Origin of the sequence: Bdellovibrio bacteriovorus, from assembly GCF_001592735.1 — a bacterium.
In the GTDB taxonomy this organism is placed as follows: Bacteria; Bdellovibrionota; Bdellovibrionia; order Bdellovibrionales; family Bdellovibrionaceae; genus Bdellovibrio; species Bdellovibrio bacteriovorus_D.
In genome coordinates this window covers 130634-155950 of sequence record NZ_LUKE01000002.1, presented here as the reverse complement: position 1 = coordinate 155950, position 25317 = coordinate 130634, and the positions used below count along the sequence as shown (strand labels likewise).

General features: G+C 45.6%; 25 protein-coding genes. 16 read left to right on the top strand and 9 right to left on the bottom strand.

Annotated features, from left to right (window positions below; translation table 11 throughout):
- Positions 1-14: 14 nt before the first annotated feature.
- From AZI86_RS11285 to AZI86_RS11260, 6 genes are all read left to right on the top strand, one after another.
- Complete coding sequence (locus AZI86_RS11285; protein ID WP_061835292.1) at positions 15-1361, top strand: hypothetical protein; 1347 nt, start codon at positions 15-17, stop codon at positions 1359-1361.
- Entirely contained in the window at positions 1361-2446 is a 1086-nt protein-coding gene (locus tag AZI86_RS11280; RefSeq protein WP_061835291.1) for an amidoligase family protein, read from the top strand. Before AZI86_RS11285 ends, AZI86_RS11280 begins: the two co-directional genes overlap by 1 nt.
- 9 nt (positions 2447-2455) lie before the next feature.
- Positions 2456-4702 (top strand): hypothetical protein, encoded by a 2247-nt coding sequence (locus tag AZI86_RS11275; RefSeq protein WP_061835290.1) that lies wholly within the window; start codon positions 2456-2458, stop codon positions 4700-4702.
- Positions 4699-7152, top strand: coding sequence for a hypothetical protein (locus AZI86_RS11270; protein WP_061835289.1), 2454 nt, complete (start codon positions 4699-4701; stop codon positions 7150-7152). Before AZI86_RS11275 ends, AZI86_RS11270 begins: the two co-directional genes overlap by 4 nt.
- Positions 7134-7676: a hypothetical protein gene (locus AZI86_RS11265; protein WP_061835288.1), complete on the top strand. Its 543-nt coding sequence runs from the start codon at positions 7134-7136 to the stop codon at positions 7674-7676. Before AZI86_RS11270 ends, AZI86_RS11265 begins: the two co-directional genes overlap by 19 nt.
- Positions 7677-7758: 82 nt before the next feature.
- Complete coding sequence (locus AZI86_RS11260; RefSeq protein WP_061835287.1) at positions 7759-8730, top strand: HD-GYP domain-containing protein; 972 nt, start codon at positions 7759-7761, stop codon at positions 8728-8730.
- Between the two features lie 14 nt (positions 8731-8744).
- Here the strand turns inward: AZI86_RS11260 and AZI86_RS11255 are convergent, their stop codons facing one another.
- A complete protein-coding gene (locus AZI86_RS11255) occupies positions 8745-9662 on the bottom strand; it encodes a hypothetical protein (protein ID WP_157684690.1) in 918 nt (305 codons plus the stop codon).
- Between the two features lie 228 nt (positions 9663-9890).
- On the opposite strand from AZI86_RS11255, the gene AZI86_RS11250 reads away from it, so the two are divergent.
- Positions 9891-10313, top strand: coding sequence for a hypothetical protein (locus AZI86_RS11250; protein WP_061835285.1), 423 nt, complete (start codon positions 9891-9893; stop codon positions 10311-10313).
- Positions 10314-10328: 15 nt separating this feature from the next.
- On the opposite strand, the gene AZI86_RS11245 is transcribed toward AZI86_RS11250, so the two are convergent.
- Positions 10329-10847: a hypothetical protein gene (locus tag AZI86_RS11245; protein ID WP_061835284.1), complete on the bottom strand. Its 519-nt coding sequence runs from the start codon at positions 10845-10847 to the stop codon at positions 10329-10331.
- A gap of 100 nt (positions 10848-10947) precedes the next feature.
- Between AZI86_RS11245 and AZI86_RS11240 the strand changes: the two genes are divergently transcribed.
- Positions 10948-13191 (top strand): fatty acid cis/trans isomerase, encoded by a 2244-nt coding sequence (locus tag AZI86_RS11240; RefSeq protein ID WP_253715893.1) that lies wholly within the window; start codon positions 10948-10950, stop codon positions 13189-13191.
- On the opposite strand, the gene AZI86_RS11235 is transcribed toward AZI86_RS11240, so the two are convergent.
- A complete protein-coding gene (locus AZI86_RS11235; protein WP_061835283.1) occupies positions 13179-13778 on the bottom strand; it encodes a histidine phosphatase family protein in 600 nt (199 codons plus the stop codon). The genes AZI86_RS11240 and AZI86_RS11235 overlap by 13 nt on opposite strands.
- Positions 13779-13804: 26 nt before the next feature.
- Here AZI86_RS11235 and AZI86_RS11230 point away from each other — a divergent pair, with 26 nt between their 5' ends.
- Both AZI86_RS11230 and AZI86_RS11225 read left to right on the top strand, forming a co-directional pair.
- Positions 13805-14527 carry an EI24 domain-containing protein gene (locus AZI86_RS11230; RefSeq protein ID WP_061835282.1) on the top strand — a complete coding sequence of 241 codons (723 nt, stop codon included), beginning with the start codon at positions 13805-13807 and terminating at the stop codon, positions 14525-14527.
- Between the two features lie 77 nt (positions 14528-14604).
- Positions 14605-15018 (top strand): Fur family transcriptional regulator, encoded by a 414-nt coding sequence (locus AZI86_RS11225; protein ID WP_253715891.1) that lies wholly within the window; start codon positions 14605-14607, stop codon positions 15016-15018.
- Here AZI86_RS11225 and AZI86_RS11220 read toward each other — a convergent pair.
- Positions 15012-16538, bottom strand: a complete 1527-nt coding sequence (locus AZI86_RS11220; RefSeq protein ID WP_061835280.1) for a PAS domain-containing protein — start codon at positions 16536-16538, stop codon at positions 15012-15014. The genes AZI86_RS11225 and AZI86_RS11220 overlap by 7 nt on opposite strands.
- A 119-nt stretch (positions 16539-16657) precedes the next feature.
- Between AZI86_RS11220 and AZI86_RS11215 the strand changes: the two genes are divergently transcribed.
- The 4 genes from AZI86_RS11215 to pstB all read left to right on the top strand — a co-directional run bounded on the left by AZI86_RS11215 (position 16658) and on the right by pstB (position 20288).
- Complete coding sequence (locus AZI86_RS11215) at positions 16658-17656, top strand: PstS family phosphate ABC transporter substrate-binding protein (RefSeq protein WP_061835279.1); 999 nt, start codon at positions 16658-16660, stop codon at positions 17654-17656.
- A 67-nt stretch (positions 17657-17723) separates the two neighbouring features.
- Positions 17724-18599, top strand: coding sequence for a phosphate ABC transporter permease subunit PstC (gene pstC, locus AZI86_RS11210; RefSeq protein ID WP_061835509.1), 876 nt, complete (start codon positions 17724-17726; stop codon positions 18597-18599).
- Positions 18600-19517 (top strand): phosphate ABC transporter permease PstA, encoded by a 918-nt coding sequence (pstA, locus tag AZI86_RS11205; RefSeq protein WP_061835278.1) that lies wholly within the window; start codon positions 18600-18602, stop codon positions 19515-19517. It abuts the gene before it with no gap.
- A gap of 3 nt (positions 19518-19520) precedes the next feature.
- Positions 19521-20288 (top strand): phosphate ABC transporter ATP-binding protein PstB, encoded by a 768-nt coding sequence (gene pstB / locus AZI86_RS11200; RefSeq protein ID WP_061835277.1) that lies wholly within the window; start codon positions 19521-19523, stop codon positions 20286-20288.
- 9 nt (positions 20289-20297) lie between these two features.
- On the opposite strand, the gene AZI86_RS11195 is transcribed toward pstB, so the two are convergent.
- Genes AZI86_RS11195 through AZI86_RS11185 form a run of 3 tightly spaced genes read right to left on the bottom strand, consistent with a single transcriptional unit; the run spans position 20298 to position 22120 of the window.
- Positions 20298-20750, bottom strand: coding sequence for a hypothetical protein (locus AZI86_RS11195; protein ID WP_061835276.1), 453 nt, complete (start codon positions 20748-20750; stop codon positions 20298-20300).
- Positions 20751-20765: 15 nt separating this feature from the next.
- Positions 20766-21713: a hypothetical protein gene (locus tag AZI86_RS11190; protein WP_061835275.1), complete on the bottom strand. Its 948-nt coding sequence runs from the start codon at positions 21711-21713 to the stop codon at positions 20766-20768.
- Between the two features lie 35 nt (positions 21714-21748).
- Positions 21749-22120, bottom strand: a complete 372-nt coding sequence (locus AZI86_RS11185; RefSeq protein WP_061835274.1) for a hypothetical protein — start codon at positions 22118-22120, stop codon at positions 21749-21751.
- Positions 22121-22184: 64 nt separating this feature from the next.
- Between AZI86_RS11185 and AZI86_RS11180 the strand changes: the two genes are divergently transcribed.
- Together AZI86_RS11180 and AZI86_RS11175 are read left to right on the top strand one after the other, a co-directional pair.
- Positions 22185-22499 (top strand): hypothetical protein, encoded by a 315-nt coding sequence (locus tag AZI86_RS11180; protein WP_061835508.1) that lies wholly within the window; start codon positions 22185-22187, stop codon positions 22497-22499.
- Positions 22499-23548, top strand: coding sequence for an NAD-dependent epimerase/dehydratase family protein (locus AZI86_RS11175; protein ID WP_061835273.1), 1050 nt, complete (start codon positions 22499-22501; stop codon positions 23546-23548). The genes AZI86_RS11180 and AZI86_RS11175 overlap by 1 nt, the downstream gene beginning before the upstream one ends.
- Here the strand turns inward: AZI86_RS11175 and AZI86_RS11170 are convergent.
- Together AZI86_RS11170 and AZI86_RS11165 are read right to left on the bottom strand one after the other, a co-directional pair.
- Complete coding sequence (locus AZI86_RS11170; protein ID WP_061835272.1) at positions 23531-24472, bottom strand: hypothetical protein; 942 nt, start codon at positions 24470-24472, stop codon at positions 23531-23533. The genes AZI86_RS11175 and AZI86_RS11170 overlap by 18 nt on opposite strands.
- 102 nt (positions 24473-24574) lie before the next feature.
- Entirely contained in the window at positions 24575-25294 is a 720-nt protein-coding gene (locus tag AZI86_RS11165; protein ID WP_061835271.1) for a glycosyltransferase, read from the bottom strand.
- Between the last annotated feature and the right edge of the window lie 23 nt (positions 25295-25317).

Below are 25317 nucleotides of genomic sequence, written 5' to 3'. Positions count from 1 at the left end.
GGTAGGAGTAGCAGATGAAATCTGTAGCGGTATCTATTGCGATTGTTGGAAGTCTCTTCATGGGAGCTTATGCCCCTGCGGCCCCTGTTTGCGCCAGAGTCTTCTCCCATGTTTCAGACTACTCTCCTGTGACATTCTTGAATGATAAAGTGAACAAGGTCGAAGCGCGGATTCTTTTAGAAAATCAAAGTGCTGATCTTGCCTACGCCCCACTGAAGTTAAAGCTGGGCGCCAAACGCGATGATTTGATGGGCTTTTTCTATGATAACAAGATCGTGGAATTCTCTGAAACCACGCACTTAATGGCCGATAAGCTTATCATGGCGAAAATCCTGCAAAAACACTTAGGGGATCGCTTCTTGGAATTCCACCCCCCAACAATGGGTGTAAAAGAGTTCTTAGCCAAAAATAAATTCGTCAATGCCGACGGCAAAGTGATTGTGTCTAAAGCAAAACTCTCAGCCGCGTTAGATAAAGAATTTCCTCAAGGTTTTATCATCAAGCCCACACTGGATTGGTCTTCTAGTGGTAAAAGCTTTTATAAAGACAAAAAAGAAATCGTCGACCTTTTAATGAAGGGTGATAATGCTCTTTATAATTCAGCGGATATGGCCGAAGCCTTTGGCGGTAACAAGACCGGTCGCATCGGCAGTGGTGAAAAACTGATGATGATGGGGATGATCGAAGGGACGGGATTGTCCAATTCAAAATACGGTGAAGCCAATGAATTCCGCGCCCATGCTTTTTATGGTCATGTCGTAAAAGGGGCGACCGAAACTCGCTGGTACACCCCACAAAACAAAGAAAAAATTGAAGCGGTCGATCGCTTTGTTGAAGACCTTTTGCAAAGCATGCCTAAAGGATTTTCTCATCGCATGGGATTTTCTTTTGATATTTTCGTCACTCCCCAAGGAAAGCTGCAAATCATTGAAGTGAACACCAATCGGGGTGAAAGAACCAATTGGTCAGGGTTTTTAAGAACACCAAAAACGATTGGTGCTTACGCTCGTCACGTGAAAGATCATTACGGTTGGGCGATTGAGGGCACCGAAGGCTGGATGTTTTATAATAATTTAGCCAACGCCAAAAAACACGTGAAACATGACATCGTCGATTGGATGAAGGACGCGGCAAACCCTGAAAGTCATGACTATGCTCTTGAAGGCTTTCGCATGATGCAAAAAGATTATTTTGCACCGGTTTTAGAGAACGCAAAGGACCCGGTGAAATTGCAAAGCGCTGACTTCGTGGAACTATTGGATTTTGCGCAAAACTATTCGATCCGTTTAAGCAAGGTTAAAAAAATCGGCGATAAAGCCTGGAACGACTTTGTCACTTGGACAAAGACATTGGAGCACTAATGAAAACCGCGGCAATGACATTCCTTTTATTATGTCTTTCAGTGGGCGCTCAGGCGCAACAGCTGATGAAGTTTGCTCATGATGAAGCATTTGATGCCGACAAAGCCCCGCGCGTAGGGATCGAAGTGGAGATGTCGGGACTTCGTACCAAAGAAATCGCTTTGATTGTACAAAAGAAAATCGGTGGTGAAATTCAAATTGTTCCTAATGAATACGGCGTGCCGGAATATCATTTACAAAAATCTGCCATTGGACGCGTGGTCGTAAAACCTGAGGATAATGGTTCTTCAGCGATTGGTAACTTAGAAGAAGCTTACGAAAAAACATTGATCACCGAAATCGTGACGGATCCGATTCATTATGCGGATGTCGAAAAATTGCAAAAAGCCATGGACGCTTTGAAAGCTTCGGGTGCGAAGGGCACGGCGGATGGTTTAGCCGTTTCGATTCAAGTGAATGTCGAAATCGCTCAAGGGGACCGCAGCAAGGCGACGCCGCAAGAAATTATTGATTTGATTAAGACTTACTTAAGCCCTGAAAACCGCAAAGACATTGCGGCCACTTACCAAGTGCCAGAATTCCGTCGTAAATACTTAGGTGATTTTTCACCAGGCTTTATGAAGCTGATCAATCAACCTCATTACAATCCTACTTGGAGAGAGTTCTATAACGATTTCATGTACCGCCAAGGTGCCGAAGTGATGGGCATTGAAGGTGCGTGGAAGTCTCCAATCAGCCAAGTGAAAAAAGAAGTGATGTACAAGCTTCATGCTGAAGGATTTGATAAAATCTTGCCGGTGATGAAATGGAACTACTTACGTCTTTCTTCAATGATGATGTACATGATGCCGCAGGATCCTCTGTCTAAGTTCTTAGTCGAAACCACATGGTTTAAAGGTTACCCTTTGTTTGAAAATCGCGAACCAAACAACAACTTTAATGTGGTTAAAGCGGTGCGTGAGACTTTGGGATTAAAACGTCTGAGTGAAACAGTCGGGTTTTTCCGCGTGAATCACCCTGAAGATTATCAAAAGTTTTTAAGCATCAAAGCCCGCGCGTGTTCTGCGGTGTTTGCCGGACACTAGGAGTCAGTTATGAAATTGCACTTCGCTAAAAAACATCTTATCGCCGCTGCCATCTTGCTAACCCAAGTCACGGCCGTTTCACCGGCCATGGCCGAAGCCATGCGCTGTGAGTCGGTCTTTACTAAAGGGGCGGTATCTCCCGTAGCGCGCCTGCAAGCGGTTGATAAAATCTCTTACAAAGATTTGATTGAACTTGATGCACAAGGCTTTGCGTTTGCCAAGGGCTCGCTAAAAACCGCGGGCAAAGAAATGCAATTTGGTTTTGAATCCGAATACACTCTGAATGAAGTCGGCCCGTTGACAAATTTCTATGGTCCTGCACCTGAAGCGGGGATTTCAAAACAAGCATGGCTGGCGATGCCGGTTGAAAAGCGCATGGAATGGGTTTTTGCCAAGGCAAAATCAATTCCGTTTGGGGCCAAAGACCCGGTGATGGTGCTTTTAGATAAAAATCCCGAACTTTCATTTCTGCCTCAGCAACTTATTAAAGACGACACGGGGAACGTGGAAATCGTCGTGGCTCCAGCCAATAGATTTGAAACTTGGCTCAACCAAGTTCGTTGGATTAACAAAAATCTAGGTGTGGGATCCATGCAAGCCATGATCAGCCAACCCAAAGAAAGCTTCTTTGCTCCCAGCGGAGATATCAAAGAAGTCACTTTAAAAGAAGACATCGGGTATTTTAACTTTGTCCATGAGGCCGACGTTTTATCGCGCATGGCTCAAGGGGCTGAAAAATTTGCGGCGGACAATTCTAAAGAAGTGATGCGACCTTTCTTACATCCTTATCTAGGACCCATGGTGAAATTCCGCCATAAAAAAATGGTCGAAGCCATGACGGAAGTGGCACACGGTAAAATTTTAAATCCCGAAGAAACCGCCGCGATCATCAAGCTTGAGCATTCCTTTAAATATATTGGCTCTTCTTCATGGCGCCCGGACATTGCGGGCACAACGCGCGTTTCTCAGGAAGTGCGTGACGCCCATAAAGACGAAGCTCTGCTGGTTGACCGCGTGGCCAGATCTATTTATTACGCCCAAAAAGGTCGCAGCCCCTTTGTCGGTATGGATAAGATCAAGGTTTTAGATACTCAAAGCGATTTTGAAAAGTTCACACCTGAAGTGCAGAACTTACTAAAAACTATTTATCCAAGTAAGGCGCCAAAAAAATTCGAATTTGATAAAGCCATTTTAGTTCATGAAACTTTCCGTAATTTTGCGTATCCATTAAAATCGTGGAGACCCACTCTTCAAGCTTTAGATGCCAGTGGACTTTCAAAAACGGTGAGTGCGGCGCAAGAGGCTTACGTTGCCAAATTAACTCAAATTGCGGCAGATCATGCCCAAGGCCAAATCACCACCGAGCAAGCCCGCGCTTTAACTCAAGGAGCTTTGTCTCAGTTTGCGGTGGAAAGCCGTTTGAATGAAACTTTCGTGAATTTCCAGTCGGTACTGCCTAAAAGATATTCCGAAGGACACACAGGTCTTATGGCTCCTCGCCGCGGGTTGGAATTAAGACTCGCTTCTTTTAAAAATCAATGGAAAGACAATGTGCAAGTCATTCCAGGCGTGACTTTTAAATACCGTGATGGCGAACAAAAAACCAACACGGACCGTGACGTCTTGATGATTTCAACGGATGGTTTATCAGCCGCCCAGGTTTCTAAGCTTGAAAAAGATTACTTAGACATGATCACGATCCAGGCTATGACTTTTCCGTTAAAAGAGCGCGCCAGCCACACTTTGGTGCAAGTAGATGGCAAAGTTTATAACTTTGGTTACAACCCCATTCAGTATTTTTCTAAATTCCGTACGGGGGATTATGCCGCCGCTTCTTCACGTCGCTTAGAGCCGATCGTGCTTTTAAGCCGTCTCGAAGAAGTCAACATGACCAAATACATCGCCAACATCAAAGATAATAAAAACGCGGTGCTGGGTCGTTTCCGCCTTGAAGGGGATCCAAGAACTCATGGCAAGATCGATAACAATAAAAGCGAGTGCGGTAATAACTGCACCACTTGGGTGACGGGTGCGCCGATTGGCAAAAATGGAGAATCACTGGTTTGGCTTTTAGGTGGCGACAGAACCGTTCCTTGGGTGCAACAAAACCCGGGATGGTTAGGATCTTGGATGGTGGGCACAGCTTCTTTAGAGCGCGTGCCGATGGTGGCTTACTGGACGCCAAAATCTATCCAAAACTCTTTAAAAGAAGATTTTACCGACAATACATTAAATTGGGATTTTAATCGTAAATGATTTCTAAGATCTTGGCATTTTTTTATTTAGTAATAACGATGGTGCTGTCGGTGACAGCATTCGCGGACAATCGCGACCATTGGTCGGCGCAAATTGATTCGCAAGAAGTCGTCTTACAAAATGGCGAGAGCAAGTATATTTTCTCAAGTGCCTTAGAGTTTCGTGCGGCACGCGATCAAGTTTTACTTTTGTCTACAGGAAATGGAATCTTTGACTCGCAGTGGGCCAATGGTCAGAAAATTATAATTCCCAATGCCATTTTCCAACGTTTTTTACGTTTATCTAAAGAGGCTCCCTTGCAAGCCAAAATGGAAAATATCTTTGAGTCTTGGACTCATGAAGGGGATTGGGTTCATCTTTACGTGAAAAAGTCTTTACGGCAAGCTCTCAAGGCCCAAGGTGCTGCGCCGGCTGTGGATTTATTATGGCTAGGTTGTGTTGATTCCGAGCACTTATGCCTAGGTATGAATGACACGCTTTCAAATCCAAATCTTTTGTCTGCAGAAATTCCATTTGAAGTGGCAAAGACCCTTAAGCCCGAAGATCTAGAGAGTTTCCGCATGCGTACCAAAGATCTGACGGCTTTTGCCTTAGCGAAAGCCTTTCAAAAAGCCGGCATGCCTAATTCACTCGCACAGTGGAATGCGGTGAAGCTTCTTTCCCGCCGTGCTTCGTTATTGAGAGAGAAAAACATCTTTTTATCTCAAGTTCAAAATTTCCAATATGGCGAAGTCATCCGTGATGGTGTTTTGATGAAAAATCCGGAAGGCTTGGAAGTGGATTTCACTTTTGACCGTCTGGATGCAAAGATTCGGGATTTTATCTCAAATCGCTATGAAGATGTGGAAGGTCTTGCAAAGTATTTGCTGGCGCATTCTCCCTATGTTGCTTACGAATACGATAAAGGCCTTGGTGGCTTTAGCGTGGGCCCTGGATTTATGTTCCGTATTAAAAGAAAAATTTTAAAAAATCCACACTCGAATTCTCCGGCGAATCTGTATCGTATTAATGACTCCGTCGATTTAATTGTGACCATAAACGTGGGTTACGGAAAGTCTCTCGGACCCGCGCGCGCAGGCATTGGCGTGGGCCCAGGTTATATGCGTAAATACCTATTTAGCTCTTTTGCTTCATCTAAGGAGACGGCTTCAAAATCGCCGTGGACATTGACCAAAGAGATGGTGATGGGGGCATCCATAGATCAACTTAAGCGAGGTCAAAGCTTTACTGTCGAGTCCGGCTGGACGGCGGGAGCGGTGGCCAGTGGATATCTTGAAATTTACAAATCTTCTCGCGTACGACCGCAAGCAAACTTTGGTGGATCGTACCGCTTTTTAAGCCGTCACTATGTTTACATGGAAGACGAAAATAATGCGCTCGTTGGTTTTGGTGATTCTCGCGGTTATGATTTCAGTGCTCAAGTTTTTTTTCGCGCCGTTACCAGATTTGCAAAGTTACCTGTTTTAACATGGTCATACTCGGCCTTAGCGCAAAAGGGCGGGGTGTATCGTGTTCCCATGGCGGAACTTGTAAAAAAAGGCGAAGTAGGTAAAGAGGCGGACTATCATGGGAAATATGCCGAAGTAAAATATGATGCTGACTATATCAACAAATACATGCACTCGAATGTGTGGTTTTTTAAAACGACCAAGACTCGTTGGGATGGTTTCATAGATCTAAAGCCAGAGTCCTTGAACCCATCAAACTTGGTGGATCAACGTCATCGCTTTTATTTACTGGAAAGCTCTGCCGACTCTAGCAAGCGCTTTTCGCTGGGCAATGATCCTGCCAATGAAGTCTGCACGACATGGGCCGCCTTTGAAGCTGACGCGAATAACCCACAAACTCGATTCTTTGACGGAAGCTTTAAATTGACGTGTACGCACTTCTACACGGAAAAAAGGCCGTTAACGCTCTACGCGCTTTCGCAAATTACGTCATCGCTGAATATGGATTTAAAATCCATGCAAGCGGGGCTATTGCCAAAACCTGAAGACGACAAACAAGCAGAGTTGTCTTGGGACGTGAAAATGTCCTGGAAAGATTTGTCTCCGTTATTCGCACAAGGTGGTAATAACACGGGCTGGATCAAAGAATTAGAAAGCGAGATCTTAAATCTTAGAAAAACATCTAGAGAAAACATCAAAATCGACGAAGAGGCGCACGAAAGATTTGTATTTGTCATGGCGATCCATCAGGTCCTAGGACAAAACACGGAAGAAGCCCGCGCGAAGGCTTTCTTTAATTGGATTGCGCAGTCGAATTCAAAAGACGTGATTTTAAAGTTTTTATTAAAGAAGTTAAAAAATACGTCAGTCAGTTTGCATGTATTTAGACCGCATATGAAAGAGCATGCACTGGTTGAACAGAATTTTTCATATGGCGAAATCCCGGTCACAACCGCATTTCAGTTAATTGAGGAGAAGAACAAATGGCTAGGCTTAAATTAATTTCTGTTATAGCAGTGCTATTCGCGTCCCATATTTCTCTAGCTCAAGAGGTGGCGTTTAAATACAAACTCAATCTTTTATTTGGGATGACGTCGTCATGCACTTATGAAGGGCAAAAGGAAATCAGCCAAGTTAGATTTAATATCGATAAGTCGGACTTAAATTCTAAAAAAGACTTCGTTGAAGCTGAGATCCGCCTTTCTGCCTGCATCATCACCGGCGACATGATTAAAGAGCGCTACAGCGTCCCTGTCCCCAGATTTTTATTTACGGACGGAGCGGCCCCCATGCAGGGCGTGTTTAATATAGCCCACCCTAAGTTTTCTAAGGTGTCCGTAGACGAAGTCCGTCGTGGGACCTTCCAAGTTCGCTTTATTGAAAAGAATGGGCAGGCATGGAAGCAGATTGATCCTATTGAGCTGACATTAAACTCCAAGGCCTCTCATCCCGAAAAGCTGCGTTTTTATGTGACCTCTAAAAAGAAATGGATCGAGGCTTCGTTGCGCTTAATTGAAGGGCGATAGCCCTGGGTGCCTGGCGGGCACAAAGTCCTGTCTCAAAATGAGAATCTCAAGGTATCCTCAAGAGGTCCGATAAGAGATTCACATGAGTCCAAAGCACGAAGAGTACGTTGCAGTTTCTAAAGAGCAGTTTATCGCCGGAACCCAGGTTCCGGTCGATCTATTTTTAAAACTCTCGGAACACAATTACGTGATGATCTTAAAAGAGGGCGCTAAAGTCCTTTTTGATCAAATGCATTTCCCTGAACGATCCGAGTGGCTTTATGTGCGTAAGTCGGAATATCACAAGTGTGTGGGTAAAGCGTTGACGGTGGCGGGGATTGTTTTAGAAAACGAGGCCATCGCCGAAGATAAAAAGGCCCTGGTCCTTTCTAAAGCCGCAGAGTCTATATTTAACGAAATCTCGCAGTTAGGTTTTGATCACCAAGCACTCGAGCACTCTAAAGTCATCAGTAAATCTATTCAAATTTTGGTAGATCGTAAAACCGATATTTCTTCGGTGGTGGAGATGATGAACAGTCTGAACGACGGTTTGATTCGCCATTCGATGATGGTCTCTGCCGTGTCGGTGATCATCGCCAAATCCATGAAGTGGACGCTGTCACAAAACTTAGAAAAGTTAGCTCTAGGAGCCCTGCTTCACGATGTGGGCCTTAAAGACATTCCTGATGATATCTTAGAACTTCCTAGACATGCGATGAACCGTGAACAAACGGCGATATATGAGTCGCACGTGTATCGAGGAGTAGAAATTTTAAGAACCATGCCTTCGATCTCTGAAGATGTGATCGCCATGGCGCTGGAACATCACGAAAATGCACACGGGCAAGGGTATCCTCGTCGCATCCGGGATATTAAGATGAATCCGTTTGCGCGAATCGTAGCTTTAGCGGATTGTTTTTCGGAATTAGTGATGGAGTCGGTGAATAATCCGCATCCTAAAAATGCGGCGGCCGCCATTCAGTATATTGAGCTCACACTAGGTCAGCCCTTCCATAAGCCGGCGTTTGTCGCTTTAAAAATGTCCTTGCAGGAAGCTGTTAAAAAGTCAGCTTAAACGCCCTGGTCCACTTAAAATAAATAAACCAACTTGCCTAGCGCCTTTTTCGGGGTCGGCAGCTCCGAAGTGACGGGCCTTTGCTGGACATCGTTTCCGCCAGGCAGGGCTTCGTCGGAAGCCTCTTGGATCAGCTCCAAAGTTAATTTTGAAACCGCTCGTTCGTCAAATGTGATGACGCGGCTCCATCTTAAAGCGGCCTGTCTTCCTTGCAGGGCCGCCTTTTCTAAGATGTCTAGCAGGTTGTCTTCGGGATTTAAGATATTTAAATCATTTCGCGCGATCGCCGCGTAGGCCAAGGCCATTTCTTGACGGCTGCGCAGGTAGTCCATATTTTCAGGATTTTCTTGCTCAAAGAGTCGCAAAGCTGTCGCCACGGAAATGCGCTTACGATCTTTCACCGACTTAAACGATAGATTTTTAAAGTCATAGGTGATGGCGTTTGAAAGAGTGCGGGCATTTAAAAGCCACTCGGTTTTAAGCGCGGTTTCGTTTTCAAGGTAAGAAAAGAAATTTGTTAAAACGACCATCAGGCCATCTTGTCCCAGATCCCGGGTGTGAGGCTCTCGGCCGATATTCCATCCCAGGGTTGCAAAATCGCTCTCAAATTGACGATTCCAATTAGAAACGGAAAGACGGTAAGCCCCTTTAAAACCCTTTAAGACGCGGATATGGTACTGGTTATCACCCTTAAGCTGTTGCAGGTAAGTATCAATCACGTGAATAGAGTCTTGGCGGCAGGTGACTTGAACACCCTCCGTCATCATTTGATTGCCGATGTTATGGATGTCAGCGCAGATCTCTTTTCGCCACTGCAAATCCTTATTGGGCCCGAGCTCGCCGACGGAGACCAAAACGCGAGTTACTTCCGCGTGGGCCACGTGAGCTCCGAAAAGCAGGATGGATAAGGTGAGGGCGAAAAGGGTTTTCATACAAGCTAAAGACGATGCAATGCCACGGCCAGTGCGAATCGCGGTTAAGAAGCCATTAACGCCGTCTCTAAAGGAGATGCCGAAAAAAAGTTCAAGGTTGTGACACTTTTTGGTGCCAGGTCCTGTTTACGGAAGCGGTATGTACAGAAATAGGACCTGGCACCTTAAAGCGCGGGCTCCGGGGGAAGTTTTCCGGTAGAATGGATACCTAAGCAAGAGGAGTCTTTTATGGACCAAAAACCCCATGCGCGCCGGCGCTTGATCGTCAACCGTGAGGTTCAATACGACGTATTGATGTACGTGGGGCTTTTTGTCATGTCGCTATTTATGGGCCAAGTGGCGGCAGGGTATCTTTTCGTTTCGCAAGTCGAAGAGGTCGTGGGCTCGATGTCGGCAGCCGAATTTTTATCGCGTTATAAGGTGAGTTTTTTAATCTATCAAACCATTCCCTTAGCCGTGTGCCTGCTGGCGGGAGTTTTTGTTTTTAATCGCCTCACCAGTCGGATTGCGGGGCCTTTGTATAATGCTCGGCGTGTGATTCGCAGTATTCAAGAGGGGACCGCGAAGGATCCCCATATTCGTTTGCGAGAAAATGACTACTTTAAAGAAGAGATCGACGATATCAACGTCATCTTAAAGAAAAGCGGCTAAAAGAACCTGGCATTTTTAGTGGCGAACGAGTTCTGGCGCGCCTTCTTTGGCCATCTCATTCAGGCAATCAATCAAGAATTTACAGATAATGAAAAGATGAATCTGTTCATTAGCGCCCAAGGCGGGTTCAAGCTCTGGCGACATGAAAAGTTCTTCGACGATATAATTAAAGACTTCCGGCTGTCCTTCGGCGCGCGCCTTATCTTGAAGGTCGGCAATCATATCGTCATTGATCTTTAAGAAACTTTCAAACTCAGCTTCATTGGCTTCAAAACGCGCAACCACTTCGTCTTCGTTCATAGGGCGGATTTTTTTATACTGATCCTCAAAAGCTTTATTTAAAATTAAAGCCATCATAAAGCCCAAGTCTTGAGCTTCCTCGCTCATGTCCTCGATAAACTCCATGAAAAAGCCACCCAAATCCGGTTGGACATCAAAAAAATGCTGGGACGCGAGCTCAAGGTCCGCTTCCTCGGTAATCCCGCAGATTTGGTCAATCGAATTTTGCACTGTTTGAGAAGGAATTTTATCCATGATCGTCCTTAGATTTTAAGTTACTATTGTTTCAATATACAGGGAGCCCACATATATGCAATTCATTCTGTTAAAGTGTGTCAGCGTTATAGTCCTCACTATGACACCTTTCGTGTCGCTGGCCGAATTGTCAGAAAACTTTTATGCGCGTGAGGTTCAGCCCCTTTTTGACAACCGCTGCGTGGCCTGCCACAGCTGTTTCAATGCCCCTTGCCAGGTGAATCTGCAAGGCCGTGAAGGATTTGAACGGGGGGCCAATAAATCCAACGTCTATAACGGACTTCGCACCGCCAGTGTCCCGCCCACACGCTTGTGGGTGGATGCCCACACGACCCGACAATGGCGAAACATGGGATTCTTTGAGCTTAACACTTCAAGAAAACCTGAAGAGAATTTATTTTTCAGTCTGCTAAAACTGCGGGCAGAAAATCCAAAAGTCGCCATTAAAAAACAAGTCGCCCAATCCGCGGTGTGCCCCGATACACTGACAGATTTAAAAGAACTCGGCATGCCCTATGGGTTTCCGCCACTGAACTCTGTCGAACTTTCCACGATGAGAAAGTGGATCGAGGCGGGGGCGCCCGTGGAAACTCCGACAGTGAAGGTGCCTGTCAAAACACAAAAACAAATCAAAGAGTGGGAGAAGTTTTTAAATGGCTCTAGCAACGAAGAACATTTAGTGGCTAGATATATTTTCGAGCATTTATTTTTAGCCCACATTCACTTTCCCGAAGATTCCAATTTATTTTTTAAACTGATCCGCTCAAAAACGGCATGCTCTAAAAATCCGATGGAGATCGCCACGCGAAGGCCCAATGACGATCCGGGGGTGAAAAAGTTTTATTATTGCCTGACGCCATTTACGGGCACGGTCGTCAGGAAAACGCATATACCTTACCAATTAAGCTCTATGAAGCTTTCGCGCGTAAAAGAAATCTTTTATGAAACCAAATGGAAAGCATCTAGCACACCTTCTTACGCACGAAGTGTGGCGGAAAATCCGTTTTTAGCCTTTAAAGATATTCCCACCAAAGCCCGCTATCGTTTTCTTTTGGAGGACTCCCAATACCACGTGGCGACCTTCATTAAAGGCCCGGTTTGTAACGGCAGCAATGCGGTGAACTCGATCCAAGAGCAGTTCTATGTATTTTTCATGGAGCCCGAATCCGACAAAACCGTATTTTCAAAATCATACTCCGACGAGGTTGCACCTTTGTTGATGTTGCCGGGGGTTTTTGGCAGTGACGTGGATATAAAAGAAACGCCGCTGTTTTATAAGACCTTGATTGATCACCGTGAAAAGTACCGCAAAATCCGTGTGGATAATTTAAAAACCTTTAGACCCGAAGGGTATGTTCTTAACGACATCTGGAATGGGGATAAAACCAATCCCAATGCGGTTTTAACGGTTTTTCGTCATGATGATAATGCGGTGGTGAAACAAGGCGCGATAGGGGATTTGCCAAAAACGGTTTTTGTTTTAGATTATCCACTTTTTGAGCGTTTGGTTTACAATTTAGTCGTTAACTTTGATGTGTTTGGAAACGTCAGTCATCAATTTTTAACTCGCGTTTATATGGATATGATCCGCATGGAAGCCGAAGAGTTATTCTTGATGTTCTTACCTCCCGAAGAACGTCTGACTTTGCGTCGCGAATGGTATCGCGGATTATTAGCGGACGTTAAAATGACTTATGTGTTTCCCACCGTGGGGTCCGCAGAGCCGACGGGCGTGAAGTTTACTTACGAAAAGGCGACAAAAAAACAAATGATCGAAAAGATCTTGTTTTATCGTCTCACACCCGAAGCGCGCGGCAAGCTTGACGCCTTAAATTGGAAAAACATTGAAACGCCAGAGCAATTTCAAAACCAGCTTAAAGCCGACGAACTCCAAAAAACATTGCGCGAGATGGCCTCCATCAAAGCCATTTCCAAAACACCTTTTGCGAGATTCTTTCCGGATCTGGCGATGTTAAAGGTGCGAACTCAAAAAGACTTGCGGGTGTTCTCGATCATCCGCAATAAAGAGCATGAAAATATCTCTTGGATCATGGGAGAGTCCTTACGTATGGCGCCGGAAGAAGACACCCTCACAATTAAAGAAGACTATATGGGTTCGTATCCCAATATGATTTTTTCCGTCGAAGAAGCGCAAGTGGGGGCGTTTGTAAATCAAGTCAAGAGCATAAAAACGGAAAAAGATTTTAATAAACTTGTGATTAAATTCGGAATCCCGCGCACAAACCCTGAATTTTGGCAGCACTATGACGAGCTCACCGCGCATCAGAAAAAAACGGCGGACTTTGATTTTGGATATTTGGATCTGACTCGTTATTCGCTGTGATTAAAGTGGAATTTTTTAAGTTCTAGATCATAGGTGATCGGATACACCCTGCAGTTTGGAACTGCGATCAGGCTTTTTAGCTCCGGATTTAACGAGTGTAAAAGCCTGCGCATCACTAAGCCGTGGGTGCAAATCCCGGCCGAAGTAAAGTCATGTTCCTGGCAAAAGCGAGTTAAAAAACGAAGCACGCGCGACACCGTTTCGCGAGAACTTTCAGCGCCTGGCAAACAAAAATCCGCATCTTCGGCGCGGACCGAAGACCAACGCTGCCAATCTTCTTCGCCGTAAAGTACAAACACTTCGTCCCGGGTTTTTCCTTCAAGGTCTCCTAAAAAGGATTCCCGCAACTCGGGGCTTGTCGTTAAGGGCTTTTGCAAAACGAAGTTCGCAAGCTGGGCTGTTTCATGGGCGCGTTTTAAGTCGCTAGAATAAAAAACATCCACCGGATTTTCGGCAAAATATTTTTGTAGACCCCGGGCTTGTTTGCGGCCTTCGTCGTTGAGTGGAATATCGGTATGCCCCTGTAGGCGACGAATCGCGTTCCAGTCTGTTTCGCCGTGTCTAAAAAGGTGGAGTGTCTTTTTCATAGAATTCATAATATCATAAACGCATCATGGTCATAAAGTCATTACAGCAAGCAATCAAAGCCCTCTTCAATTTTCGCACGTGGTTTGTGGTTTTATGCCCCCCACTTTTAACCGGTTTTTTACTCTCCGTCCTCCTGATTGTCTTTTGGAATTCGCTCTCTGTCAGCGTGACGCATACTTTTTCTAACTGGGCGTGGGTGCAGTGGTTAGGGGAGGTGCTGGTGGGAAATCGCGAGGCTTTACCGGCCATTTTTTCTAGCGCATTTTTGTTGATGGTCTTTATTCCGGTGCTTTTTGTTGCGGTGTTATTGGTGACGTCGATCTTTGTAACCCCTTTAGTGCAACGTGAAGTGGCGGTGAAGTATTTCTCAAACCTAGAAAAGAAAAAAGGCGGATCGACCTTAGGAAGCTTAGCGAATTCACTCCAAACCTTGACCGTCTTTGTGGTTTTATTCTTCCTGACTCTTCCGCTGTGGCTTATTCCTGGAATGCCACTGGTGATTCCGGCGATTTTAGTGATCTGGATGAATAAAAAGATTTTTGTTTATGATGTCCTGCAAGACTATGCCTCTAAGGAAGAACGGGTGCTTATCGCAAAAAAACAATCCGCCGGACTTTGGGGTTTAGGTGCTCTTTTAGTCTTTGCCTCATATATTCCTTTCGCTTTTATTTTACTTCCGGTGTTCTCAGCTTTCGCCTATTCGTTTTACGGCCTAAATAGCTTAGAACGCCTTAGAAATCAGGCTTAGAGGGTGGATTTTGATGGCGACTTAGGGTAGATTCCTGAGTCATGAGCAAATGTGGCACCGAACGAAAAAATATCGATATGGATTCGCTTCACACGCGAATGCGCAATGGGGGGATGAAAGTCACCCAACAGCGCAGTCAGGTGCTTAAGATTTTGCTGGCCCATCCAGAGCCTATTTCGGCCGACGAGATTTTTAAAAAATTCGATTCAAAATCTGAAGGGGCCGACCTAGTTACGATCTATCGGATATTAAAGAAATTTGAAGAAGTGCTTTTGGTCACGCGCCAAGAATTTGGTGACGGGGTGGCTCGTTTTGAATTGGCTTTGGAGTCCGGCCATCACCACCATCACGTGATCTGCCGCCATTGCCAAAGGGTGGAACCCCTGCATATCTGTGATTTAGAAAGTCATATCAAAACGGTGGAAGGCATGGGCTATAAACAAGTCTCTCATCGCCTGGATTTTTTTGGCGTTTGTTCTCGCTGTCAGTGATCTAAGTTTTCTTGAAATTTTGGCAACTGCACCACAAAAGTGGTGTTTTCACTGACGGGGTCTAAGCGCAATGAGCCCTTGTGGCTGCGAATGATCCCGCTAGAAATACTTAAACCTAATCCTGTGCCTTTACCGACTTCTTTGGTCGTAAAAAATGGCATCATGATTTGATCTTGCAAATCCGGCGCAATGCCGGCCCCGGAATCCGTCACGATGATTTCAATACCTTCTTCATCCATGTCTTTAACATTTATACGGATCCATCGATCCTCCAGATTTTGAATGGCATCAAAAGAATTATTGAGCAGATTTAAAAGCACTTGTTCAATTTGGATGACTCGACATTCGATCTCTAAATCGGGATCAATAGGGCCGACTTCAATCTCCACACCGTGATTGTAAAATCGTGTGCGGCAAAACTCTAAAGTCTCTTCAATCAAGCGGTTGACGGCGACGACCTCAAAGGGATCATAGGTTCCTTCGCGGGCAAAGGAGCGCAAGGATTTAATGATTTTGGCGATCTTATCCGCCGTGCGACTAATACTTTCGGCGGCCTGTTTTACTTTCGCGGGATCAAGCTTATTTTGTTCAACCATTTGATTTAATTGAAACGCGCGAGCTTGAATGACGGTGAGGGGGTTATTGATTTCATGAGCAATCCCGCCAGACATTTCACCTAATGCCGCCATTTTAGTGGAAGAAATCAAGCGCGCTTTGGCTTCCGCCGCTTCTTGTTCGGTTTTAATTTCTTCGGTCGAATCCCAGGCGACACCATACATTCGATTGATGTTTAAGGATGAAATAAATCGTCCGTAAACGCGAATGTGGTGGATTTCATCGTTGCGATATTTCGTGCGATAGGTGACGTAAAAATCCTGGCGCTTTTCTGCCGCCTCTTGAACTTTGATATTTACTTGCTCCATGTCTGAGCGATCAGCTCGGGCCCACACTTCTTCCACCGGGGGCTTGGCCGTGGCGGGATCCACATCATGAATGTCGTACATACGATCATCCCAATGCAGCACATTTTTTTCTAAGTCCCACTCCCAGGTTCCCATTTTTGCGGCCGAAAGCGACAGGTTTAGTTTTTCGATGATTTTAAGCTGTTCTTGTTCTCGACGTTTGAGGCTGTTCACCAAAGTCACGACCCCTAAGACGGATTCCACTTCGCCATTTTCTTTTCTAGAAAAAACGGTGATGCGATCATGCACCCAATTAAAACTGCCGTTCGGATGGCGCAGGCGGTATTCCAAAAGAATCGGTTTATCGTCTTGGATGCTGCCGATATTTCGGATCGTCGCTATAAGCTTGGGCAAATCGTCTGGATGCATTATCTTTTCTACATAGGCGGGGCCCAGCGCCTGGATGTCCTTTAAAGTGAGGCCTATCAGCTCTTGTCCTCGATCTGAAAGCCAAACTAGCACGCTATCGTCCACATCAAAGATATAAACGCTATTAGCAATAGCGTGGTTGATTTTGATGAAAATGCTATTGGGATCCAAGAGATACTTTTTATGCATACGAAATGGAGTTTACATAAACTTCGGCTAACGCGAAACAGCTAAATCTCAATGAAACCTTAACAATACATGGCTATTGAACGGTGCTAGACCTATATCCCAACAGGAGACCGCTTTTTATGTTGAATAAACTGATTATCGCCGTGTCATTATTTTTAGGCCTCTTCGCCCACGCTCAAGTGCCGGTGATCAAAATCGATGGATCCAGCACCGTGTTCCCCATCACCGAGGCAATGGCGGAAGAATTTCAAACAGCCCAAAAAGGCAAAGTTCGCGTGACCGTGGGTATTTCTGGTACCGGTGGCGGATTTAAAAAATTCTGCCGTGGCGAAATCGATATCCAAGATGCTTCTCGTCCTATTCAAACTTCAGAGCTTGAAGCTTGCCGTAAAGCGGGCATCAAATTCCTTGAAATCCCTATTGCTTATGACGCAACTGCTGTGATCGTAGGTAAAAAGAATACATGGCTTAAATCCATCTCTGTGTCGGACCTTAAAAAAATGTGGGAACCCGCAGCTCAAGGCAAAATCATGAAATGGAGCGATATCAACCCCGCTTGGCCGAAAGAAAATATGAAACTTTACGGTGCCGGGGCGGACTCGGGAACTTTTGACTATTTCACGGAAGCCGTTGTGGGAAAATCTAAATCTTCGCGCGGCGATTACACAGCCAGTGAAGACGACAACACTCTCGTCACTGGTGTGGCTAATGACCAATACGCGATCGGTTATATTCCTTTAGCTTATTTTGAGGAAAATAAAACAAAGCTCAACGCGCTAGCGATCATTGGTGGCGATAAAGCGCCAAAAAAGAACGAAGCAGTTTTACCTTCGCGTGAAACGGTTGAGACGGGCACTTACTTCCCGCTGTCTCGTCCGGTGTTTATCTATGTCAGCGAAGCGTCTTTGAAAAAAACAGAGATCAAAGATTTCGTGAACTTCTATTTAAGCAATGCCGCGAAAATCGTTCCCGAAGTCAAATACGTGCCGTTGCCCGCGAAGGCTTATGAAATCGGTAAAAAGCATGTCAAAGAAAACAAGCTGGGCACCGTTTTCGGGGGACATTCTGAGATCGGTCTTAAGATTGAAGATCTGATGAAACGAGAAGGCTCATTGTAATTCTGTGAGTAAGAATCAACTTAAAAAACTTTCTGAATTTACGTCCGCCGACCACCCGGTCCGGCGGATGCGTCGTTTAAGAGAACGTCTTATCGAGACGGTTTTATTTTTTGCCGCTGCTTCTTCAGTCCTTGTTACGGTGGGGATTGTGGGAATTCTGGTGACGGAAAGTATTCCGTTTTTCGCGCATGTGTCGGTGATTGATTTCTTAACCGACACGCAGTGGACACCACTTTTTGAAAATCCTCGTTATGGAATCTTGCCTCTGTTGTGTGGAACTTTTCTTTCCACAATTATTGCTTTGACGGTGGCCATTCCATTGGGAACCGTGGCCGCAGCTTTTTTAAGTGAATACGTGAGACCTTCGGCGCGCGAAGTTTTAAAACCCATTTTAGAGCTCTTAGCGGCGGTCCCCACGGTCGTGTATGGTTATTTTGCCCTTTTATTTGTGACACCTCTTTTGCAAAAACTCATTCCGTCGTTAGGCGGATTTAACGTTCTAAGTGCGGGCCTTGTGATCGGGATGATGATTGTTCCTTATGTGAGTTCCTTAAGTGAAGATGCTATGCGCACGGTTCCAAACCATTTGCGCGAAGCTTCGTTTGCGGTCGGGGCCTCACGTATGCAAACGGCCTTCAGAGTCGTGATTCCGGCGGCCTTTTCAGGGATCACGTCCGCTTATATTTTAGGTATCTCGCGCGCCTTGGGGGAAACCATGGTTGTCGCGATTGCCGCGGGGATGCAGCCGAATTTGACCCTAAATCCGACAGAGCCGGCAGCGACGATCACCGCCTTTATCGTGCAAGTAAGTCTGGGGGATTTGCCGCACGGATCCATTGGTTATCAGTCGATTTACGTCGCGGGTTTAAGTCTTTTGCTGCTGACATTGTGTTTTAATATCGTGGGTCTTTATTTGCGCAAAAAATTTCAGGAGAGAGAATAGATGGAAGCAAACCAAGATATTCTTGCCAATATCAAGCGCCGTCAGTTCTGGGACTTTGTCTTTGCGATGATGGGGCTTATGTCTTTGTTGTTTGCGCTGATCACACTTTTAGCGCTGATCGTGGATTTGGCCGTGACCGGTGTTCCGCGTATTAATTTTGATTTCTTTACGAACTTTCCATCCCGGTTTGCGGAGCGCGCGGGGATTTTGTCGGCATGGGTGGGGTCGTTCTGTATTATGCTGACCACCGCGTTTTGTGCCATCCCATTAGGCGTGGCCGCGGGTGTTTACTTAGAGGAATATTCTAAAAAAAATTGGATTTCGCATTTAATTGAGCTCAATATTATCAACCTTGCCGGTATTCCGTCGATCACCTACGGTCTGATGGCGTTGGGTTTGTTTGTCTATAAGCTTAAATTAGGTCAAAGTATTCTGACGGCCGGACTGACTTTAGGTTTGCTTGTTTTGCCGATCATTATCGTGACCACGCGTGAAGCCATTCGCGCGATTCCAAATACCATCCGCGAAGCCAGCTACGCCATGGGAGCTAGTAAATGGCAAACCATCCGCTATCATATCTTGCCTTATTCTTCAGGCGGTATCTTAACCGGGGTTATTATTTCTTTATCGCGCGCGATTGGGGAAACGGCTCCGTTAATTACCATCGGTGCGTTGACCTTTATTGCTTTTTTGCCGACGCCGCCGGTGGAAGGGCATTTTCCGTTTTTGAATTTCAAATGGTTGATGGATCCTTTTACCGTGATGCCGATCCAGATGTTTAACTGGCTCTCGCGTCCGCAGCCAGAATTCCACGTGAATGCGGCGGCGACGGGTGTGATTTTGCTTTTGATGACTTTAATTATGAACGGCGGGGCGATTTATTTGCGCTCTCGTTTCCGTAAAAAGATGAAGTGGTAATTCATGGAATTAAAACTGCGTGCTGAAGTAAAAAATTTGCTGTTCTCTTACGGGGATAAAAAAGTTCTTAACGGTGTGACTTTGCCGGTTTATGAAGATCGTGTGACCGCGTTGATTGGCCCCTCGGGTTGCGGTAAGACCACGTTATTGCGTTGTTTTAACCGTATGCATGACCTTTATCCAAATGCGAACTATCAAGGTGAAATCTTGCTTCACCCGGATCAAAGAAATATTTTAGGTAAAGAAATTGATCCGATGGAAGTCCGCATGCGTATCGGGATGGTTTTTCAAAAACCAAATCCATTTCCTAAAAGTATTTACGAAAATGTGGCTTACGGACTTAAAGTTCGCGGCGTAAAAAAGAAAAGTTTTATTGAAGAGCGCGTGGAAAAATCTTTGCAACAAGCCGGGCTTTGGAATGAAGTTAAAGACCGCTTGCACACACCCGCGACCGCACTTTCCGGCGGCCAGCAACAGCGTTTGTGTATCGCACGAGCTTTAGCGACAGAGCCTGAGATCTTATTATTGGATGAACCGACTTCGGCGTTAGATCCTATTTCTACTCGACATATTGAAGAACTTATTGGGGAACTTCGTAAAGATGTCACGATCGCGATTGTGACCCACAGTCTGCATCAAGCCGCGCGCGTTTCTGATTACACGGCCTTTATGTATTTAGGTGATTTGATTGAGTTTGGGGAAAGTGATCAGATTTTTACAAATCCTAAAGACCGCCGTACAGAAAACTATATCACCGGTCGTTTCGGATAGATTTTTAATTTAGACGTCCGTCAAAAACTTTGTGATCTTACTAGGCACAAAATCCGGTTCGTATTCTTGTTTTGTCTGTGGATCGATATAATTTTCCACAAAAGTCAAAACCGCCGGGGTGGCGCCGTTGGCATATTCATAATCCACCCCGCGCGTAAGATGGCGGATCAGCTCATCCCCATTTTCATCCACGTAAGGAGCAAAGAAGCTTTGCACACGCGCGGTCTTTGGTAAGAATCCTTGAACCATGTTAATTTGAGAAATGATCACAAACGGGCAGTTACGCAATTCGATCTTGCAGTTTGTGGGGACCGACATCATCCATGTGATCCAATTTTTAACTCCGATAGAGTTAATAAAGGTCACTCTGTGCAGATCTAATGTCAGGCTTGTGGCTTTGCGCACGTCCTGACTAAAGATTTCGGTCTTTTCACTGATCGGACCTTCAAGATGAAATTCCATTTACTACCACCAAGCTTAGAAGAACAGCCTTAAGGATAGCTTAGCATAAAACGCGTTGGCAATAGTAGTGGGGTTTTCTGGATCAATTTCGTACTCTTCGGCTTCAAAAAACGCCCGATCAAAAGCGTGTCCCACTTCAAAGTCCGCAAGAATATTTTTAGAGAGCGGAGATTTTGCACCGAGGAACAGTTTTTTCTCATCATAAAAAACTCGTTCTTTGTTGTTTGTTCGGTCTGCCCGATAATAAGTGATTTGTGAAAAGTCTAAGCCGGCGTAGAGCTTGGCAAAGTCATTGACGCGATAGTAGATATTCCCTTTCACCACCCATGGAACAAGGGTGAAACCCTCTAGTCCCCAGTATTCGTGAAAGTCCCAAGTCACCGAAGCAAATGGAGCGCCCACGGCCAGTTTAAAGGTTTTGGATGGGGTGTAAAAATAAGCGAATCCTGGCAGCGGGATATTGTTTAAAATCGGCCGGTTGTTTGAATAATCCACTAAGAACAACCAGCGTGCGGTTTCGTCTTTGGGATAAGAATAGAACCACGTTGCCCCTATGGTTGAAACACTGGGATTGGCAAAAAGGCGATCACTGGCCGAGCCATAACGAATCGAAGCCGACCATAAACGTTTGTCATCCAGCGCTTTGGTGTAACCTAAGCCGACTTTTAGATCATAAAATCTTGAAAGCTCACCTTGTGTAGGATTCACCGCCAGTTCATTGCCGGCAAGTGAGGCGGTCCAAGACTCGGTGTCATCGCGAATGATGGGGGCGGACATGTCGAAAGCTTGAAAGCGGACGGCGGCTTCTTCATTCGGGAACTGCGCTTTTTTGTGAAAAACGCCGACATATCCCAAAGTGACTTTTTGAAACTTGGGTGGAGTTAAGCCTGACATCATGTCTTGGGCCAAGCTAGGAGACGATAAAAAAGTGGCAGTTAAAAAGAGCGAGAAAAATTTCATCATGGATTAAGCTTAATAAACTTCATTGAGGACTCAATCTATTTTCTTTCGATACGCACCACGCGTGCGCAATTTTGGCAGATTTCCGTCAGAGGCCATTGAAGTTCGGCGGGCTTAATAGGCACTTCGTTTTCACAGTGCGGGCAGCGAGTAAGACCTTCGATCACACGACCTTCACTTTTATAAGTGCGATAGGCAAAGAAAATTCCTAAGCAAAAAAACAAAGGCACGGTTACAAAGTGCACAACCGGCAAGGCGACAGATACAATCGCGATTCCCCAAAAAAGAGCGAGCTTTTTTAAAGCTTCTTTCATCCGGGCGGCGGGATTAAAATACACGACGTTGACGTAACCTTCGCTGCGACGGTCATCGCTGACATTGGCTTGGATGGGGATCTTTTGTTGCTCCATGGGCTCCCACGTTAATAAGAATTCACTTGGATGTCATGGTGGTGTCGCGTTAGCCTTGAGGTCTATGAAATCACTGCATGACGATAAATATCTGATCCGGGACTCTCTTTTTAACCTTGTTGAGTTAAGTTTACTCGCTCGGATGTACGAGGAACATTGTACACCTTCGGCCGCCGCTGGGAAGCTCAGTCCCGATTCTTTGGCGCAAACTTTGTTAAAAATGAAGGCCACCGAAAAAAACGGTCAATTGCGCGTCGCCATTTATGACGCGGAACCTGTGGGATTTTACTGGCAGTATCAGGGGCAAGTCTTAGCCAAATGGGTTCAGCCCGAACATCGCCTTGAAGGTATCGAACAAAGTCTTTCAGGAAATCATTAATGTCTCTAAGTCGCGAATTCTGGCAGGGGAAAAGAGTCTTTGTCACTTCGCCGACGTCTTTTTTGGGGGCATGGACGTGTTTAAGTCTGACTTATCTAGGGGCTCAGGTGTTTGGCTTTGGGGAAGCCTCTTCTGAAGCTCTCAGTTTATTTGATGTCTCGGGCTTGGCGCAAAAAATATCGATGACTTACGCCGATATTCGCGACGAGAAAAGTTTAAGTGATACTTTAAATTTCGCGCAAAGTGATATTGTTCTGCATTTAGGAGAGTTGGGATTTTTGTTTGAAGAAGATCGCAAAAGTCCTGAATTAATTGCGAAATCCGTTGTCGGTACTGCCAACTTGTTAGAGCTTTTGCGCGAAACTGCCTCGGTGCGCGCCCTGGTGGTGGCAAGTTCGGATAAGGTTTATGCGCGACCCGCAGTGGTGCCGTCGGTTGAGGACTCAGCCCTTGGCGCGTATGAGATTTTACCCACCGCGCGGCTGTGTTCAGAGCTTGTGACGCTGTCTTATCGTCACAGTTTTTTTAATCCTGACAAGTACAACAAACATAAAATTGCGCTCGCGACCGCTCGTCTGGGGGCGGGGGTTGGCGGCGGAGATTTTGCTTTAAAGTCTTTCATGCGCGAAGCGGTTGAAAGTGTGCGGGGTGGGGGGCCGATGGTTTTGCGTCATCCTTCTTCCATGCGGTCGTGGATTCATGTTTTGGATCAAGTGCGGGGTTTGTTATTACTGGCAGAAAAATTACTTGAGCGGGGTCCAAAGCTTGCGCCGACTTACAACTTGGGTTCAAATTCGATGGCGACAGTGGGCGATGCTTTAGAGTTGATAAAACGCTCTTGGATGGGTTCGGTTGAAGGGGTGGCTTTAAGTTCTAAAGCCACGTCGGTTCATGGGACGATGAATAGCGATTTGGCTTTGCAAGATTTGGGTTGGCAGCCCGTTTTGAGTGTCGAAGAGTCTATTAAGGCGGCTGTCACCTGGTACCGCGCTTATTTTAACGGTACCAGTGAGGAAGAAATATTACGGCAATTAAAACTGCATCTCTAAAGATTTCGCCGTGCTTTCAAAAGCGTCGGTCAACTGTCTGGTGCTTGAAGATTCAGAGATCTTTTGGCCGTTAAGATAGATCTCGGCTTTTTGATCACGGAATTGCATGCCCAACCAGATGTCACCTTTGGGTGAAGAGCCTTTAAATAAGACAGTCATTTCAACTTTGGCTGAATTTTCTCCGTTGGCTGACAATCCGAAGATCCCGTTGATAGGACCGGAGATCACTTCACCGTTGGCTAGAACCAATTTAATGTCGCCATCAAGGCTGGCGTTGGCACTCGCTACTTTTTTATTCCCGTCAATCGAACCATAGGCACTCGCGCTGACGTTGATCGCTAGCTCTTTTAAATTTGAAGCCGCGATAATGCGTTCGTCGCGCAAGAAACGACGGTTTGTCGCCGTTAAAGTCAAAGTCGCTGCGGCGCGATTGATATCAGAAAGCTGTGAACCACGAGTGCTGACTTCATTAAAGAAAACCGACGCCGATACGTCAGTGCTAAGTTCAAGGGCACAGTTTTTACCTGTAGTTGAAGACGACATTTTAGCGACAATGGTAGAGCCGGATTTTAGCTCGCCAGAGTTTGAGACGGTTGGATTGTTAACGGTGCAAGTTGATTTTACTTTATCCACAAACTGACGGCCTGTGGAATTTAGCTTATTTAAAGCTTCGCGCTGTTGTTCCGATCCCTTAAGGTCTGTGACCTCAGTGTTGTTTTGAATTTTTTTGTCATAGATCGCGTCTTCCGAAGGAACATACGCACTTGACTCATTCACCGTTCTAAAAACGTCAGCAACGTAAGAGTTTGAAGCGGGGTTTGCGGGTTTAGCCATAATATTAATTTTCGGGGTCTTGTCTGAACTTTCAGAGCAAGCAGAAAGCAATAATACGCAACCAACTAAGGCGAGAACCTGTTTTTTCATAGCGGGGGACTCCGTATTTGTTATTTGAATGGAGCTGTTTTACCCTAAATCAGAGGCGGTTTCCACTTTGCCCTTCGGGGGATGAAGAAACCTTAAGGATGGCTAAAACTTGGACACGTATTTTTGGCGGATAAGCCAGATATCCCTTAAAACGCGAAAGATCTCACGGCCAATTTTGACCTTAGACCCCGGCACGTCCTCCCATTTAGCTAACGGGTATTCCACGGCGTGGTCTTGGCCGATTCTTAATAGGACTTCGATATCAAAAATCCAAGGACTGATAAAGCTTTCTTGGAAGCCTTTTTCGGCTAAGAAGGGCTTAAAAAGTTTTGCTCCACATTGGGTGTCGTAAGCTTCCACCTGCAGGGCGTGAGCGACGATCGTGGCAAATCCGCGGCCCAGGTAATGGCGTAAAGCAGATCTGCGGATCTTTGATCCAAGTCTATAAACGCGGCTGCCACAAATGACCGAAGCTTGCGGCGCGAAGGTTTTTTGATAAATCAGAAATTGCGGAATTTCATTTAGGTCGGTGGAAAGATCGGCATCCCAAAAACCCCACCAGTCGGCTTTTTGCGCCTCAGGGATTTTTAATAAATGCAGAACCCCTAAACGCACGGCTTGGGCTTTGCCGCCATTTTTTGCTAGCGGCAAAATGTGGGCGTAAGGGTTGTTGCCGAAATTATCTTTTAACATTTGCACGGTGCGATCTTTCGAGCCGTCGTCGACAAAGAGGATGTGCAAATCCGGACTTAAAGCTTTTTGAAAGGCTTTAATGTCTAACCGCTTTTCTTCGTTGTAGCAGGGGACGACGAGGAAGGTCATCTTGGTGCTCCTTAGGGTTTTAT

What these genes read in the sequence shown, in the direction of transcription:
- AZI86_RS11175 (WP_061835273.1), top strand. Translation starts at nt 22,499, where the DNA reads ATGTCTCTAAGTCGCGAATTCTGGCAGGGGAAAAGAGTCTTTGTCACT.
- AZI86_RS11250 (WP_061835285.1), top strand. Translation starts at nt 9,891, where the DNA reads ATGGACCAAAAACCCCATGCGCGCCGGCGCTTGATCGTCAACCGTGAG.
- AZI86_RS11190 (WP_061835275.1), bottom strand. Translation starts at nt 21,713, where the DNA reads ATGATGAAATTTTTCTCGCTCTTTTTAACTGCCACTTTTTTATCGTCT.
- AZI86_RS11235 (WP_061835283.1), bottom strand. Translation starts at nt 13,778, where the DNA reads ATGAAAAAGACACTCCACCTTTTTAGACACGGCGAAACAGACTGGAAC.
- AZI86_RS11255 (WP_157684690.1), bottom strand. Translation starts at nt 9,662, where the DNA reads ATGAAAACCCTTTTCGCCCTCACCTTATCCATCCTGCTTTTCGGAGCT.
- AZI86_RS11180 (WP_061835508.1), top strand. Translation starts at nt 22,185, where the DNA reads ATGAAATCACTGCATGACGATAAATATCTGATCCGGGACTCTCTTTTT.
- AZI86_RS11170 (WP_061835272.1), bottom strand. Translation starts at nt 24,472, where the DNA reads ATGAAAAAACAGGTTCTCGCCTTAGTTGGTTGCGTATTATTGCTTTCT.
- AZI86_RS11225 (WP_253715891.1), top strand. Translation starts at nt 14,605, where the DNA reads ATGGATTCGCTTCACACGCGAATGCGCAATGGGGGGATGAAAGTCACC.
- AZI86_RS11230 (WP_061835282.1), top strand. Translation starts at nt 13,805, where the DNA reads ATGGTCATAAAGTCATTACAGCAAGCAATCAAAGCCCTCTTCAATTTT.
- pstB (WP_061835277.1), top strand. Translation starts at nt 19,521, where the DNA reads ATGGAATTAAAACTGCGTGCTGAAGTAAAAAATTTGCTGTTCTCTTAC.
- AZI86_RS11195 (WP_061835276.1), bottom strand. Translation starts at nt 20,750, where the DNA reads ATGGAATTTCATCTTGAAGGTCCGATCAGTGAAAAGACCGAAATCTTT.
- AZI86_RS11245 (WP_061835284.1), bottom strand. Translation starts at nt 10,847, where the DNA reads ATGGATAAAATTCCTTCTCAAACAGTGCAAAATTCGATTGACCAAATC.
- AZI86_RS11280 (WP_061835291.1), top strand. Translation starts at nt 1,361, where the DNA reads ATGAAAACCGCGGCAATGACATTCCTTTTATTATGTCTTTCAGTGGGC.
- AZI86_RS11260 (WP_061835287.1), top strand. Translation starts at nt 7,759, where the DNA reads ATGAGTCCAAAGCACGAAGAGTACGTTGCAGTTTCTAAAGAGCAGTTT.
- AZI86_RS11215 (WP_061835279.1), top strand. Translation starts at nt 16,658, where the DNA reads ATGTTGAATAAACTGATTATCGCCGTGTCATTATTTTTAGGCCTCTTC.
- pstC (WP_061835509.1), top strand. Translation starts at nt 17,724, where the DNA reads ATGCGTCGTTTAAGAGAACGTCTTATCGAGACGGTTTTATTTTTTGCC.
- AZI86_RS11285 (WP_061835292.1), top strand. Translation starts at nt 15, where the DNA reads ATGAAATCTGTAGCGGTATCTATTGCGATTGTTGGAAGTCTCTTCATG.
- AZI86_RS11265 (WP_061835288.1), top strand. Translation starts at nt 7,134, where the DNA reads ATGGCTAGGCTTAAATTAATTTCTGTTATAGCAGTGCTATTCGCGTCC.
- AZI86_RS11165 (WP_061835271.1), bottom strand. Translation starts at nt 25,294, where the DNA reads ATGACCTTCCTCGTCGTCCCCTGCTACAACGAAGAAAAGCGGTTAGAC.
- AZI86_RS11275 (WP_061835290.1), top strand. Translation starts at nt 2,456, where the DNA reads ATGAAATTGCACTTCGCTAAAAAACATCTTATCGCCGCTGCCATCTTG.
- AZI86_RS11240 (WP_253715893.1), top strand. Translation starts at nt 10,948, where the DNA reads ATGACACCTTTCGTGTCGCTGGCCGAATTGTCAGAAAACTTTTATGCG.
- pstA (WP_061835278.1), top strand. Translation starts at nt 18,600, where the DNA reads ATGGAAGCAAACCAAGATATTCTTGCCAATATCAAGCGCCGTCAGTTC.
- AZI86_RS11270 (WP_061835289.1), top strand. Translation starts at nt 4,699, where the DNA reads ATGATTTCTAAGATCTTGGCATTTTTTTATTTAGTAATAACGATGGTG.
- AZI86_RS11185 (WP_061835274.1), bottom strand. Translation starts at nt 22,120, where the DNA reads ATGGAGCAACAAAAGATCCCCATCCAAGCCAATGTCAGCGATGACCGT.
- AZI86_RS11220 (WP_061835280.1), bottom strand. Translation starts at nt 16,538, where the DNA reads ATGCATAAAAAGTATCTCTTGGATCCCAATAGCATTTTCATCAAAATC.